Here is a 14,106-nt window from a genome sequence, read left to right on the forward strand (position 1 = left end):
TCAGTACTTCCTCTCCATCGGCGGGTAGTTGAACTCGCCCTTGTCGTTCTTGGTGAAGACGACGGGCTTCCAGTCGAGCTTGATGTGGTCGCTCGGGTCGGAGGAGTGCGGGTCGCCCGTGAGGTACGCCATGGTGTGCTTCATGTAGTTCTCGTCGTCGCGCTTCGGGAAGTCGTCGCGCATGTGGCCGCCGCGGCTCTCCTCGCGGTTCTGTGCGGCGTAGACGACGACCTCGGCGATGTCGAGCAGGAAGCCCAGCTCGACCGCCTCGAGCAGGTCGGTGTTGAACCGGTGGCCCTTGTCGTCGACGTGCACGTTCTTGTAGCGCTCACGGAGCTCGGCGATCACGCCGAGGACGTGCTGGAGGGATTCGTGCGTGCGGAACACCTGCGCGCCCTTGTCCATCTCGTCCTGCAGAGTCTTGCGCAGCACGGCGATCCGCTCGGTGCCCTGGTTGTTGCGCAGGCCCTCGAGCATGTCGGAGACGAACGCCGCGGGGTTCTCCGGAAGCGGGACGAAGTCCGCCGTCTTGACGTACTCCACCGCGTTGCGACCCGACCGCTTGCCGAACACGTTGATGTCGAGCAGCGAGTTCGTGCCGAGACGGTTGGCGCCGTGCACCGAGACGCAGGCGCACTCGCCGGCGGCGTAGAGACCGGGGACGACGGTGTCGTTGTCCGCGAGCACCTCGCCGTTGTTGTTCGTGGGGATGCCGCCCATGGCGTAGTGCGCGGTGGGCATGACGGGCACCGGCTCGACGACCGGGTCGACGCCCAGGTACGTGCGGGCGAACTCGGTGATGTCCGGGAGCTTGGTCTCGAGCACCTCGGCGCCCAGGTGCGTGCAGTCCAGCAGCACGTAGTCCTTGTGGGGACCGGCGCCGCGGCCCTCCGCGACCTCCTGGACCATGCAGCGCGCGACGATGTCACGAGGCGCCAGGTCCTTGATGGTGGGGGCGTAGCGCTCCATGAACCGCTCACCGGAGGCGTTGCGGAGGATCGCGCCCTCACCGCGCGCACCCTCGGTGAGGAGGATGCCGAGCCCGGCGAGACCGGTCGGGTGGAACTGGAAGAACTCGAGGTCCTCGAGGGGGAGGCCCTTGCGCCAGACGATGCCCACGCCGTCGCCGGTGAGAGTGTGTGCGTTGGAGGTCGTCTTGAAGATCTTGCCGAAGCCGCCGGTCGCGAAGATCACGGCCTTGGACTGGAAGACGTGCAGCTCGCCCGTGGCGAGGTCGTACGCGACGACGCCGGCGACCTGCGTCGCCCCCGCCGCGTCCTTCACGGTGATGAGGTCGAGCACGTAGAACTCGTTGAAGAAGTTGATGCCGAGCTTGACGCAGTTCTGGAACAGCGTCTGCAGGATCATGTGGCCGGTGCGGTCGGCGGCGTAGCACGCGCGGCGGACCGGGGTCTTGCCGTGCTCGGCCGTGTGGCCGCCGAAGCGGCGCTGGTCGATCTTGCCCTCAGGGGTGCGGTTGAAGGGGAGGCCCATGTTCTCGAGGTCGATGACCGCGTCGATGGCCTCCTTCGCGAGGATCTCCGCCGCGTCCTGGTCGACGAGGTAGTCGCCGCCCTTCACGGTGTCGAAGGTGTGCCACTCCCAGGAGTCCTCCTCGACGTTCGCGAGGGCCGCCGCCATGCCGCCCTGCGCGGCACCGGTGTGCGACCGCGTCGGGTACAGCTTGGAGATCACGGCCGTCTTCGCGCCGGGGCCGGCCTCGATGGCCGCCCGCATGCCGGCGCCGCCGGCGCCCACGATGACGATGTCGAACTGGTGGTAGTGCACGCCGTCACGGACGACGGAATCCTGCGTCTGGGTAGTCACTTCTCGTTTGCCTCTTCTTCTAGCCCTGCGCCTGGCAGGTCTCCCACAGCGTGCTCGACTCGGTCACACCCAGGCACGGGTCGAACGTGAAGACGACCAGGGTGCCGAGGAGGATGAGCAGGCCCGCGGCCAGGCCGAGGGCCCAGACGAGCGCCTTGCGCGCGGTGGGGTTGGTCACGTAGTCGTTCACGATCGTGCGCATGCCGTTGGCGCCGTGGATGAGGGCGAGCCAGAGCATCAGCACGTCCCACCACTGCCAGAACGGCGTGGCGAACTTGCCGGCGATGAAGGCGAAGTCGAGGGCGTGGATGCCCTCGCCGACCATGAGGTTGACGAAGAGGTGGCCGAAGATCAGCACGACGAGCACGACGCCCGAGACGCGCATGAAGACCCAGCCCCACTTCTCGAGGTTGATGCCGCGCTGACGGCGGGCGGGAGCGGCGACGGTCTGCGCGCTCATCAGTGTCCTCCTCCGAAGCCGGCGAACGCGAGCATCAGGTGACGCGGCACGAAGCCGGCCATGATGATGCCCCACACGAGCAGCACGCCCCAGAACAGCTGGCGCTGGTACTTGGCGCCCTTCGACCAGAAGTCGACGGCGATGATGCGCAGGCCGTTCATGGCGTGGAACACGATGCCCGCCACGAGCACGACCTCGCCGATCGCCATGACCGGGTTCTTGTACGTGCCGATGACCGCGTCGTACGCCTCCGGCGAGACCCTGATCAGCGCCGTGTCGAGCACGTGCACCAACAGGAAGAAGAAGATGGCGACTCCGGTGATGCGGTGAAGCACCCACGACCACATGCCTTCGCGACCCCGGTAGAGGGTGCCGCGGGGGGTCTTGGACGTGGTTTCCGAAATCGACGGTGTCAAGCGGGCGCTTGTGGACACGGTCGTCCTCCCTGGATCGATGTGTTTCGGTCGCGTGCGCTGCTTCGTCCACATCTGGCCTGGAGGAGGGTCAGGCACGCCCGATCGGAGTCCATCCTATTCCCGTGCGGACGCCGCGGGCGACGAAGGGGAGCCTAAGTCGAACCCGCCGGTACGCTGGCCTGCATGAGCGAGCCGATCGAAGACTTCTATGCGGTCATCCCCGCCGGTGGCATCGGCAGTCGGCTGTGGCCGCTGTCCCGCGCGGACGCCCCGAAGTTCCTGCACGACCTCACCGGCTCCGGCCATTCGCTGCTGCGCGATACGTGGGACCGGCTGGAGCCGCTCGCCGGACCGGACCGGATCGCTGTGGTCACCGGCCGCGCCCACCGAGCTGCGGTGGAGGCGGAGCTGCCCGGCATCGCCGACCTCAACGTCTTCCTGGAATCCGAGCCCCGCGAGTCCGCGGCGGCGATCGGGCTGGCCGCGGCCGTGCTGCATCGGCGCAACCCGGACGTGATCATCGGCTCGTTCAGCGCGGACCACGTCATCCGGGGCACGCGGGTCTTCGAGTTCGCCGTCCGCGACGCCGTCGAGGTCGCCAGGGAGGGGTACATCTGCACGATCGGCATCGCGCCGACCGAGCCGGCGGTCGGCTTCGGCTACATCAAGAAGGGGCCGGAGCTGGTCGTGGAGCGCGCCAGGGAGGCGGCCCTCGTCGAGAGCTTCGTCGAGAAGCCGGATCTGGAGACGGCCAGGGCCTACCTCGCCGAGCGCACCTACCTGTGGAACGCGGGCATGTTCATCGCGAAGGCGAGCGTCCTGCTGGACGAGCTCGCGGCCAACGAGCCCGCCCTGCACGCCGGTCTTCTCGAACTCGCCGAGGCCTGGGATGACCGGGAGCTCCGCGGGCCCGCCGTCGACCGCATCTGGCCACGGCTGAAGAAGATCGCGATCGACTACGCCGTCGCGGAGCCGGCGGCGCGGCGCGGGCGTCTCGCCGTGGTCCCCGGGCACTTCGACTGGGACGACGTGGGGGACTTCGCGTCGCTGACGAAGCTCATCACGAACGGCCGCAAGAACGACCTCGCCGTCCTCGGGCCCCGCGCCCGGGTGCTGACCGACGCGGCCAGCGGCATCCTCGTCAGCCAGACCACCCGCGTGATCAGCCTGGTGGGGGTGCAGGACATCGTCGTGGTCGACACCCCCGACGCGCTCCTGGTCACGACGGTCGAGAACGCGCAGCGGGTGAAGGGCGTGGTGGAGTCGCTCAAACTCAACGGCCAGGGCGACGTGCTCTGATGAGCAGCGCTCCGTGCTCATCGGCAGGGTTGATTTCAGCTTTGTAACCATTGGCCCGGCCGCCCGGGGCCGACGTGCACGAACGTCGAAACACTAGGTAACTTTGATCGATCCGCGATGGCCGCGGGTTCGTTGAGGGAGGCATCCGTGACCATCTCCACCACCAAGAAGCTGCTCGGCGCGACGGTCGCCGCCGGTGTCGTCTTCGCTCTTGCCGGCTGCGGTCAGGCGCCGACCGACGAGTCCGAGGGCGGATCCGCCCCCGTCGACTCCGACTTCAAGCCGTGCCTCATCTCCGACGCCGGCGGCTGGAACGACAAGTCGTTCAACCAGTCGGCCAAGGAGGGCATGGACAGCGCCGCCGACGAGCTCGGCATCAAGCCGCTGGAGTTCGAGTCCGCCAACGACAACGACTACGCGCCGAACCTCGAGACCGCCGTCTCCGAGGGCTGCTCGCTCATCGTCTCGGTCGGCTTCAAGCTGTCCGCAGCCACGGTCGAGTCCGCGCTCGCGAACCCCGAGATCGACTACGCGATCATCGACGACTGGGCTGACAACGACTTCGACGGCACCACCGACGCGCCGAACATCAAGCCCCTCGTCTTCGACACCGCTCAGGCTGCCTACCTCGGCGGCTACGCCGCGGCCGCCTGGTCCGCAGAGGCCGGCGTGAACAAGGTCGGCACCTTCGGCGGCATGCAGATCCCGTCGGTCGCCGTCTTCATGGACGGCTACCAGCTCGGTGTCGAGAAGTACAACGAGGACAAGTCGGCCGACGTCCAGGTCTTCGGCTGGGACGCCGCCACCCAGAAGGGCTCCTTCACGGGCGGCTTCGACGCCAACGACACGGCCAAGCAGACCGCCCAGGGCGTGCTCGACCAGGGTGTCGACGTCATCCTCCCCGTCGGCGGCCCGGTCTACCAGAGCGCCGCAGCGGCGATCAACGACAGCGGCAAGGACACGCTGATGCTCGGTGTCGACAGCGACCTCGCCGTCGCCGACCCCAGCGTCGCCGACATCACGCTCGTCTCCATCATGAAGGCCATCGACGTGGCCGTCCGCGACGCGACGCTCGCGGCCGCCGCCGGCGAGTTCGACCCGGAGCCCTACATCGGCACGCTCGAGAACGAGGGCGTGAAGCTCTCCGGCTTCGGCGACTTCGAGGCGGACCTGCCCGAGGGCCTCACGGACGAGCTGTCCGCTCTCCAGGAGCAGATCATCTCCGGCGACATCACGGTGGAGTCCGAGAACTCTCCCACCCGCTGAGTCGGAGCCGTACCCAGCACGGGGCGAGTGGCGCAGGCTGCCACTCGCCCCGCACTGTGGGCGGCGACGATTCTCCTCGGTGACTCTTCTGGATAAGGTGCAGATATGAAGCTCGAACTTCGCGGCATCACCAAGCGATTCGGCAGCCTCGTGGCGAACGACCACATCGATCTCGTGGTCGAACCCGGTCAGATCCACGCTCTCCTCGGCGAGAACGGTGCAGGCAAGTCGACGCTGATGAACGTGCTCTACGGCCTGTATCAGGCCGACGAGGGCGAGATCCTCCTCGACGACGTCGTGCAGCACTTCCGCGGCCCCGGAGACGCGATGGCCGCGGGCATCGGCATGGTGCACCAGCACTTCATGCTCGTGCCGGTGTTCACGGTGGCCGAGAACGTCATGCTCGGTCACGAGCAGACCAAGGGCCTCGGCACGCTCGACATCGCGAAGGCGCGCGAGCACGTGCGCGCGGTCGCGGCGCGGTTCGGGTTCGACATCGATCCGGACGCCGTCGTCGGCGACCTGCCCGTCGGTGTGCAGCAGCGCGTCGAGATCATCAAGGCGCTGTCCCGCGACGCCAAGGTCCTCGTCTTCGACGAGCCCACCGCGGTGCTGACGCCGCAGGAGACCGACGAGCTCATGGCCATCATGCGCCAGCTCCGGGACGAGGGCACCGCCATCGTCTTCATCACGCACAAGCTGCGCGAGGTGCGCGAGGTCGCCGACCGCATCACGATCGTCCGGCTCGGCCGGGTGGTGGGGGAGGCCTCGCCGACCGCCACCAACGCCGAGCTGGCCTCGCTCATGGTCGGCCGCGCGGTCGAGCTGACCGTGCACAAGGAGGCGCCCCGCCTCGGCGAAGGCGGCCTGGAGGTCCGCAACCTCCGGGTGCTCACCTCGACCGGAGCCATCGTCGTGGACGACGTCGACTTCACGGTCCGCCCCGGTGAGGTCCTCGCCATCGCCGGTGTGCAGGGCAACGGCCAGACCGAGCTCGTCGAGGCCATCGTCGGCCTCGCCGCACGCGTCGAGGGGAACATCATCCTCGACGGTACCGAGCTCGTGGGCAAGAGCGTCCGCGGCATCCTCGACGCCGGTGTCGGGTTCGTGCCGGAGGACCGTACCGAGGACGGCCTCGTCGCCGGATTCTCGGTCGCCGAGAACCTCATCCTCGACCGCTCCGACGATCCCGCCTTCAGCCGGGCCGGGACGCTGCGTCGCGGCGCCCTGGAGGACTTCGCCAAGGAGCGCATCGCGGAATACGACATCCGCACGCAGGGCCCGGACACCCCCGCGGGAACCCTCTCCGGAGGCAACCAGCAGAAGGTCGTGATCGCGCGCGAGATGAGCCGGGAACTGCGGCTCTTCGTCGCGGCCCAGCCGACGCGCGGAGTCGACGTGGGCTCGATCGAGTTCATCCACAAGCGCATCATCGAGACGCGGGACGCGGGCATCCCCGTGATCGTCGTCTCGACCGAGCTCGACGAGGTCGCCGCCCTCGCCGACCGGATCGCGGTCATGTACCGCGGCACCATCGTCGGCATCGTCCCCGGTGACACGCCCCGGGAGACACTCGGACTCATGATGGCCGGAGCGGCCGATGCGGAGGTGACCGCGTGAGCGGCGCGACACCCGGTGCAGGAGACGTCACGAAGGGGCTGCCCCCCGAGCAGCTCCCGCCCAGCACGGGCCTGGCGGACGAGGTGCCGCCGCCCCCGCGCGGCAACGCCGTCCTCAAGGAGATCCTCCGCGGGAGTGCGGTCACGACGATCCTGGCGATCGTCCTCGCGCTCATCGTCGGCGGCATCCTCATCGCCTTCACGAACGAAGACGTGCAGAAGGCCTCCGGGTACTTCTTCGCCAAGCCGAGCGACACGTTCGTCGCGGCATGGAACGCGGTCTACAACGGGTACGAGGCGCTGTTCCGCGGAGCGATCTTCAACGCCCGCGGCGCCGACTTCGCCGCGCAGATCCGACCGCTGACGAACACGCTGGGCTTCGCGGCTCCGCTGATCGCCGCCGGTCTGGGCGTCGCGCTCGCCTTCCGCGTCGGCCTGTTCAACATCGGTGCCCGCGGTCAGATGCTCGTCGGCGTCGCGGTCGCGGCCCTGCTGACGTTCAACCTCGACCTGCCGATCTGGTTCCACCTGCCCGTCACCCTGCTGGCCGGTATCGCCGGCGGTGCGCTCTGGGGCGGCATCGCCGGTCTCATCAAGGCACGCACGGGCGCGCACGAGGTGATCCTCACGATCATGCTCAACTACATCGCGTACTACCTGCTGCTGTGGATGATCCGCACGCCGGGGCTCCTGCAGAAGCCGGGGACCAATCAGGCGCTCGGCTCGGCGACGCCGGAGAGCGCGCAGTTCCCGACCCTGCTCGGCCCGCAGTTCCCGCTTCTGGACCTCGGCTTCGTCATCGTGGTCATCGCGACGGTGTTCGTGTGGTGGCTCATCGAGCGCTCCTCGCTGGGCATGCGCATGCGCGCGGTGGGGGAGAACCCGCACGCCGCTCGCGCCGCGGGCATCAGCGTCAAGCGCGTCTACGTCTACGCGATGCTCTTCGCGGGTGCCCTCGCCGGCCTCGCCGGCATGAACCAGCTCCAGGGCGCCGTCACCACCGGCGTCACCGAGACCATCGACGCCGGCATCGGCTTCGACGCCATCACGGTCGCCCTCCTCGGACGCAGCCGCGCGTGGGGGACCTTCGCGGCCGGGATCCTGTTCGGTGCCCTCAAGGCGGGCTCGTTCTCGATGCAGGCGCAGGACATCCCCGTCGACATCGTGCTCGTCGTGCAGTCGCTCGTCGTGCTGTTCATCGCCGCGCCGCCGCTGCTGCGCACGGTGTTCTTCCTCCCCAAGTCCGACGCAGAGAAGGCGGCCAAGGCGAGAGCCAAGGCCGCGAAGAAGGCGGTGACGGCATGATGTCGCTCGTGCAGACCGAAGCCGCCGACGGCACGGTGCAGCTCGCCACCGTCCGGGAGCGCCACCTCAAGGCGCCGATCAGCCTCGCGATCGTCACCGCGCTGCTGGCGGTGCTCTTCCTCGCCGTGCCGCGCAGCGGTATCAGCACCTTCCACCTCGGCGACCGCACGTCGGCCTTCGAGCTCCCCGACGTGGAGCTGCCCACCGCGCCGACCTTCTGGGTCGTCTTCGCCGTGCTCGTCGTCCTCACCGTCGGGGCCTTCCTCCGGGCATGGACGTACCGTGCGCCGTCGATCTGGCTCATCGTCGCCTACGGCCTGCTCGCGGTCTTCGCGTTCCTGGTCTGGGCCGCAGCCGGGGGCCTCGTCCCCGTCACGAGCCTGCTCTTCGGCGCCGTGTCGCTGTCGGTGCCGCTCGTGTTCGGCGCCCTCGGCGGCGTCATCGGCGAGCGGGCCGGTGTCGTCAACGTGGCGATCGAGGGACAGCTGCTCCTCGGTGCCTTCTCGGCGGCGCTGCTGTCCAGCATCACCGGCAGCGCTTTCGTCGGCCTGATCGGCGCCATGATCGGCGGCGTGCTCGTCGCGAGCGTGCTGGCGGCGTTCGCCATCAAGTACCTCGTCGAGCAGGTCATCGTCGGTGTCGTGCTCAACGTCCTCGTCACCGGGCTCACCGGATTCCTCTACGGAGCGCTCCTCGCCCCGAACGAGGCCGAGCTGAACACCCCGGTCCGCTTCTCCCGCATCGAGATCCCGGTGCTGAGCGACATCCCGATCATCGGTCCGGTGCTGTTCAACCAGACCTTCATCGTGTACCTCATGTTCATCACCGTGGCCGTCGTCGCGTGGGGCCTGTACCGCACCAAGTGGGGCCTGCGCCTCCGCGCGGTGGGCGAGCACCCGCAGGCGGCCGACACGGTCGGCATCCGGGTCAACCCGACCCGCTTCTGGAACGTGCTGCTCGCGGGCGCGATCGCCGGCATCGGCGGTGCGTACTTCACGCTCGTGTCGGTCCCGCAGTTCGGCAAGGAGATGACGGCAGGTCTCGGCTTCATCGCTCTCGCCGCCGTGATCTTCGGCCGCTGGGACCCGATCCGCGCGACGCTCGCCGCCCTGCTCTTCGGATTCGCGACGAACCTGCAGAACCTGCTCTCGATCCTGAAGACGCCGATCCCCGGCGAGTTCATGCTCATGCTGCCGTACGTCGTCACGCTGCTCGCGGTCGCCGGATTCGCCGGTCAGATCCGGGGCCCTGCCGCCAGCGGCAAGCCGTACATCAAGTCGTAGAACCCGCAGGGAAGAAGGAACCACCAACCATGACGGACATCGACTGGGATGAGCTGCGGCAGGTCGCCGCGGATGCCATGACCAAGGCGTACGCGCCGTACTCGCGCTACCGCGTGGGAGCGGCGGCTCTCGTCAGCGACGGGCGGATCGTCGCCGGCTGCAACGTCGAGAACGCCTCCTACGGCGTCACGCTGTGCGCCGAGTGCGCGCTCGTGGGCGATCTGTTCATGTCCGGCGGCGGGCAGCTCGTCGCCTTCGTGTGCGTCAACAACGACGGCGAGACGATCATGCCGTGCGGCCGGTGCCGCCAGCTGCTGTTCGAGCATGCGGTACCCGGCATGCTGCTGGAGACCGTCTCCGGCATCCGCACGATCGACGAGGTGCTGCCCGACGCGTTCGGGCCGCGCGACCTGGAGGACGCACGATGACCGCGGGACAGGCTCAGGGAGCCATCGAGCAGTTCGACGCGATCGACGTGATCCGGGCCAAGCGCGACGGAGGCGTGGTCCCGGAGCCGGCCCTGCGCTGGATGGTGGACGCCTACACGCGCGGCTACGTGTCCGACGCGCAGATGGCCTCCTTCGCGATGGCGATCTTCCAGCGCGGCATGGAGCGCGATGAGATCCGCGTGCTCACCGACGCGATGATCGCTTCCGGGGAGCGGATGAGCTTCGCGACTCTCGGCAAGAAGACCGTGGACAAGCACTCCACGGGTGGCGTGGGCGACAAGATCACCCTGCCGCTCGCGCCCCTCGTCGCTTCGTTCGGCGTGGCGGTGCCGCAGCTCAGCGGCCGCGGCCTCGGCCACACCGGCGGCACGCTCGACAAGCTGGAGTCCATCCCCGGCTGGCGCGCTGCGCTCAGCAACGAGGAGATGTTCGCGCAGATGCAGGGCGACGTCGGGGCCGTGATCTGCGCCGCGGGGTCGGGTCTCGCGCCCGCCGACAAGAAGCTCTACGCGCTCCGCGACGTCACCGGCACCGTGGAGGCCATCCCGCTGATCGCCTCCAGCATCATGTCGAAGAAGATCGCCGAGGGGACCGACGCTCTCGTCCTGGACGTGAAGTTCGGTTCCGGCGCCTTCATGCAGGACATCGACAGGGCTCGGGAGCTCGCGCGCACGATGGTGGCGCTCGGCACGGACTCCGGTGTCGCGACCACGGCACTTCTGACCGATATGAACGTTCCCCTGGGCCGCGCGATCGGCAACGCCAACGAGGTCCGCGAGTCGGTCGAGATCCTCGCCGGCGGGGGACCCGCCGACGTCCGGGAGCTGACCGTCGCGCTCGCGAGGGAGATGCTCACCCTCGCCGGTCAGCCTGACGCCGACGTGGAGGCAGCGCTCGACGACGGCCGCGCCATGGACACGTGGAAGGCGATGATCCGTGCGCAGGACGGCGACCCCGACGCGGCGCTCCCGGTGGCGCGGGAGACGCACGTCGTGACGGCGCCCGCGGACGGTGTCGTGACCCGCATGGACGCGCTTCCCTTCGGGATCGCCGCCTGGCGTCTCGGCGCCGGCCGCGCGCGGGCCGAGGACCCGGTGATCTTCGAGGCGGGGATCGATCTGCATGCGAAACCGGGCGACCGGGTGTCGGCGGGGCAGCCGCTGTTCACGCTCTCGGCAGCCGACGAGGCGCGCTTCCCCCGGGCGATCGAGGCGCTCGAGGGCGCCTGGGAGCTCGGCGACGAGGCTCCGACCGTGGGACCGATCGTCCGCGAGCGCATCACGGCGTGAGGCCCGGGCGCTAGCCTGGACGAACACCCCGCGACCGAGAGGATCCCCATGTCGATCGATGCGAGCGGCGACGTCGCCATCCAGGGCGTCTCCCTGCGGAGTCTGCCGAAGGTGTCGCTGCACGACCACCTGGACGGCGCGGTGCGCCCGGCCACGATCATCGAGCTCGCCGACGCGATCGGTCTCGAGGTCCCGGCATCCGACCCTGCCGCGCTCGGTTCGTGGTTCGCGAAGAAGAGCGACGCGGGATCGCTGGTGGAGTACCTGAAGACGTTCGAGCTCACCACCGCGGTCATGCAGACCCGTGAGGGGCTGACGCGCGTCGCGCGAGAGTTCGTCCAGGACCTCGCGGCGGACGGAATCATCTACGGTGAGATGCGCTGGGCGCCGGAGCAGCACCAGGCGCGCGGTCTCTCGCTGGAGGACGCCGTCGAGGCGGTGCAGCAGGGCATCGAGGAGGGTGAGGACGCTGTCGACCGCGACGGCCGCAGCATCCGCGTCGGCCAGCTCCTCACCGCGATGCGGCACACCGACCGGGCGCGGGAGATCGCCGAGCTCGCGGTGGACTTCCGCGGACGGGGTGCCGTGGGCTTCGACATCGCCGGCCCCGAGGACGGCTTCCCTCCGTCGGACCACCGCGCGGCCTTCGACTACCTCGCCGAGAACTTCTTCCCGGTGACCGTGCATGCGGGGGAGGCGGCCGGGCTCGCCTCGATCCGCTCCGCCCTCCTGGACGGGCGTGCGCTCCGACTCGGACACGGCGTGCGCATCGCGGAGGACCTCGAGGTCGTCACGCAGGAGGGCGACGAGGTGCAGGTGCGCTTCGGCGACCTCGCCCGCTGGGTGCGCGATCGGGAGATCCCGCTGGAGCTCTCCCCGTCGTCGAACCTGCAGACCGGAGCCGTCGCGGCGTGGGGGCAGACCCTCGCCGATCATCCGTTCGACCTGCTGTACCAGCTCGGGTTCGCGGTGACGGTGAACGTGGACAACCGCACCATGAGCGCGACCTCCCTCACGCGGGAGCTGGCGCTGCTCGTGCAGACGTTCGAGTACGACCTCGACGACCTCGAGGCCTTCCAGTTCAACGCCGCCGCTGCGGCGTTCCTCCCCGTCGAGGAGCGCGAGGAGCTCGTCGAGATGATCGCCGAGGGCTTCGGCGCCTGACCCGGCGGCCGACACGACCCGTCGCGGCCGACACGACCCGTCGGCACGGCCGGAACGGGAGGCGGGAAGCGAGGATGGGGGCATGCCCGCCTCCGTCTTCCTCGCCGGTCCCGCCTCGTGGAACCGGATGGTCCTGCTCGACCGGCTCCCCGAGCCCGTGCCCCACATGCAGTTCGCGCAGGCGAGCTGGGAGACGGTCGGCGGCACGAGCGCCGGCAAGGCGCTGAGCCTGACGACGCTGGGGCGGCCGGTCGTGCTGCATGGCATCGCCGGAGAGGACGAGGACGGGCTGCGCGTCCGCGAGGCGCTGCAGGCGGCCGGAGTGGTCGCGCACTGGACGGACGGGATCACCGAGCGGCACCTCAACCTGATGACGCCGCGCGGTGAGCGGGTGTCGCTGTACCTCTCGACCCCGGCGGAGACGACGGGGGAGGCGGACGCGGCGCACGCGGCGGAGATGGCTGGAGCCGACGCCGTCGTCCTCGACCTGGCCGCCGAGCCGCGACGGCTGCTCCCGCTCGCAGTGGCCAGCGGCACGCCGCTGTGGGTCGACGTGCACGACTACGACGGCGTCGGGGAGTACCACCGGCCGTTCCTCACGGCAGCCACGGCGGTCTTCTGCAACGCGGACCGGCTGGACGCGCCGGTGGAGTTCCTCCGCGCCGTCGTCGCGGAGGGAGCGGCGTTCGCGGTGTGCACGCTCGGCGCCGAGGGAGCGGTCGCGGTGGGGGCGGACGGGGCCGAGCTGCGGGTGCCTGCGCTGCCGACCGCCGTCATCGACACCAACGGCGCCGGCGACGCGTTCTTCGCGGGCGTCCTCGACGCGCGGCTGGGAGGCGCGGACCTGGCGTCGGCGCTCTCGGCGGGCGCACGCTCGGCCGCCGGAGTACTGACCACCCGGCATCTGCACCCGCTGCTCGACCCGATCCTCGGGGATCCGCGGGCGGCCTAGGGCGCGACCTGCTCCAGGAACCCGCCGACGACCTCGGTGACCTCGGCGTCCATCTCGTCGTCGTCGATCGTCGGGGTGCCGTCGCCGGACTGGGGTCCGTAGTCGCCGAAGGAGGCGTGGGAGGCGCCGTCGATCTCGACGAACTCGGCGTCCGCGGGGAGCTCGGAGCGGGCGTCCGCGATCTTCTCGGGTGTGGAGAGACCATCCTCGCTGCCGGAGACGCTCAGCACCGGGAGGTCGGTGCCTGCGAGGTCGGTCGCGCAGTAAGAGGCGAAGAGGACGAGGGCATCGGCGTCCGTCGCGAGCTGACAGGCGCGCACCCCGCCGAGGGAGTGGCCGCCCACGGCCCAGACGCCGACGTCGGGCGCGGCGCTCGTGAACGAGTCGAGTCCGCGGGGATCGAAGAAGGCGAGATGGAGCCAGGGCCGCGTGATCACGACCGTGGTGCCCTCCGCCGCGAGCCCCTGGAGGATCGACGCGTAGGCCCAGGGGTCGACCTTCGCGCCGGGGATGAAGACGAGTCCCCGGTCGGAGGAGCCGTCCGCGGGCTCCAGGACGATCCCCTCGTCGGCATCGGTCACCGTGATCGCCGGGTTCTCGCGGACGGCGGTCAGCGGTGCGGGCTCCGCGGCCATGACGCCGACCTGGCTCCAGACGAGGATCCCGCCGATGGCGAGGAGGATGACGATCGCCACGCTCCACAGGACTCGCTTCAGGACGCGGCGCCGGGGCTTCTTCTGCACAGCAGCAACGCTACCCCGGCCCCGACGCCGCGTC

Annotated in this window: 13 protein-coding genes; 9 read left to right on the top strand and 4 right to left on the bottom strand. The window is 69.7% G+C overall.

Annotated features, from left to right (window positions below; all coding sequences use genetic code 11):
* From sdhA to sdhC, 3 genes are read right to left on the bottom strand one after another with little or no spacing between them, the layout of a single operon-like run.
* Entirely contained in the window at window positions 1–1,827 is a 1,827-nt protein-coding gene (gene sdhA, locus AB0P08_RS12650; protein ID WP_259954611.1) for a succinate dehydrogenase flavoprotein subunit, read from the bottom strand.
* A gap of 19 nt (window positions 1,828–1,846) precedes the next feature.
* Window positions 1,847–2,287, bottom strand: a complete 441-nt coding sequence (locus AB0P08_RS12655) for a succinate dehydrogenase hydrophobic membrane anchor subunit (protein WP_149085820.1) — start codon at window positions 2,285–2,287, stop codon at window positions 1,847–1,849.
* Window positions 2,287–2,721, bottom strand: coding sequence for a succinate dehydrogenase, cytochrome b556 subunit (gene sdhC, locus AB0P08_RS12660; protein ID WP_082758508.1), 435 nt, complete (start codon window positions 2,719–2,721; stop codon window positions 2,287–2,289). The genes AB0P08_RS12655 and sdhC overlap by 1 nt, the downstream gene beginning before the upstream one ends.
* A 165-nt stretch (window positions 2,722–2,886) precedes the next feature.
* Between sdhC and AB0P08_RS12665 the strand changes: the two genes are divergently transcribed.
* From AB0P08_RS12665 to AB0P08_RS12705, 9 genes are all read left to right on the top strand, one after another.
* Window positions 2,887–4,002 carry a mannose-1-phosphate guanylyltransferase gene (locus AB0P08_RS12665; protein ID WP_071329657.1) on the top strand — a complete coding sequence of 372 codons (1,116 nt, stop codon included), beginning with the start codon at window positions 2,887–2,889 and terminating at the stop codon, window positions 4,000–4,002.
* Window positions 4,003–4,149: 147 nt separating this feature from the next.
* Window positions 4,150–5,268: a BMP family lipoprotein gene (locus AB0P08_RS12670; protein ID WP_187661944.1), complete on the top strand. Its 1,119-nt coding sequence runs from the start codon at window positions 4,150–4,152 to the stop codon at window positions 5,266–5,268.
* A gap of 105 nt (window positions 5,269–5,373) precedes the next feature.
* Window positions 5,374–6,888, top strand: a complete 1,515-nt coding sequence (locus AB0P08_RS12675; RefSeq protein ID WP_363447015.1) for an ABC transporter ATP-binding protein — start codon at window positions 5,374–5,376, stop codon at window positions 6,886–6,888.
* Window positions 6,885–8,192 (top strand): ABC transporter permease, encoded by a 1,308-nt coding sequence (locus AB0P08_RS12680; protein ID WP_187661942.1) that lies wholly within the window; start codon window positions 6,885–6,887, stop codon window positions 8,190–8,192. Before AB0P08_RS12675 ends, AB0P08_RS12680 begins: the two co-directional genes overlap by 4 nt.
* A complete protein-coding gene (locus AB0P08_RS12685) occupies window positions 8,192–9,475 on the top strand; it encodes an ABC transporter permease (protein WP_522727315.1) in 1,284 nt (427 codons plus the stop codon). The genes AB0P08_RS12680 and AB0P08_RS12685 overlap by 1 nt, the downstream gene beginning before the upstream one ends.
* Before the next feature lie 29 nt (window positions 9,476–9,504).
* On the top strand, window positions 9,505–9,903 hold the full coding sequence (locus tag AB0P08_RS12690) for a cytidine deaminase (RefSeq protein WP_187661940.1): 399 nt from the start codon (window positions 9,505–9,507) through the stop codon (window positions 9,901–9,903).
* Window positions 9,900–11,213 carry a thymidine phosphorylase gene (locus AB0P08_RS12695; RefSeq protein ID WP_363590081.1) on the top strand — a complete coding sequence of 438 codons (1,314 nt, stop codon included), beginning with the start codon at window positions 9,900–9,902 and terminating at the stop codon, window positions 11,211–11,213. The genes AB0P08_RS12690 and AB0P08_RS12695 overlap by 4 nt, the downstream gene beginning before the upstream one ends.
* A gap of 48 nt (window positions 11,214–11,261) precedes the next feature.
* The gene (locus tag AB0P08_RS12700; protein WP_363590082.1) at window positions 11,262–12,377 is read left to right on the top strand and encodes an adenosine deaminase; all 1,116 of its coding nucleotides are present in this window, start codon (window positions 11,262–11,264) and stop codon (window positions 12,375–12,377) included.
* Between the two features lie 82 nt (window positions 12,378–12,459).
* Complete coding sequence (locus AB0P08_RS12705) at window positions 12,460–13,329, top strand: carbohydrate kinase family protein (protein WP_363590083.1); 870 nt, start codon at window positions 12,460–12,462, stop codon at window positions 13,327–13,329.
* Here the strand turns inward: AB0P08_RS12705 and AB0P08_RS12710 are convergent.
* Window positions 13,326–14,072, bottom strand: a complete 747-nt coding sequence (locus AB0P08_RS12710; RefSeq protein WP_363590084.1) for an alpha/beta hydrolase — start codon at window positions 14,070–14,072, stop codon at window positions 13,326–13,328. The genes AB0P08_RS12705 and AB0P08_RS12710 overlap by 4 nt on opposite strands.
* Between the last annotated feature and the right edge of the window lie 34 nt (window positions 14,073–14,106).

It is taken from the genome of Microbacterium meiriae (genome assembly GCF_040686935.1).
In the GTDB taxonomy this organism is placed as follows: domain Bacteria; phylum Actinomycetota; class Actinomycetes; order Actinomycetales; family Microbacteriaceae; genus Microbacterium; species Microbacterium meiriae.

Bases quoted from the DNA above. Each gene is read 5' to 3' on its own strand.
- AB0P08_RS12685 (WP_522727315.1), top strand. From the start codon at position 8,192: ATGTCGCTCGTGCAGACCGAAGCCGCCGACGGCACGGTGCAGCTCGCC.
- AB0P08_RS12695 (WP_363590081.1), top strand. From the start codon at position 9,900: ATGACCGCGGGACAGGCTCAGGGAGCCATCGAGCAGTTCGACGCGATC.
- AB0P08_RS12700 (WP_363590082.1), top strand. From the start codon at position 11,262: ATGTCGATCGATGCGAGCGGCGACGTCGCCATCCAGGGCGTCTCCCTG.
- AB0P08_RS12665 (WP_071329657.1), top strand. From the start codon at position 2,887: ATGAGCGAGCCGATCGAAGACTTCTATGCGGTCATCCCCGCCGGTGGC.
- AB0P08_RS12705 (WP_363590083.1), top strand. From the start codon at position 12,460: ATGCCCGCCTCCGTCTTCCTCGCCGGTCCCGCCTCGTGGAACCGGATG.
- AB0P08_RS12690 (WP_187661940.1), top strand. From the start codon at position 9,505: ATGACGGACATCGACTGGGATGAGCTGCGGCAGGTCGCCGCGGATGCC.
- AB0P08_RS12675 (WP_363447015.1), top strand. From the start codon at position 5,374: ATGAAGCTCGAACTTCGCGGCATCACCAAGCGATTCGGCAGCCTCGTG.
- AB0P08_RS12655 (WP_149085820.1), bottom strand. From the start codon at position 2,287: ATGAGCGCGCAGACCGTCGCCGCTCCCGCCCGCCGTCAGCGCGGCATC.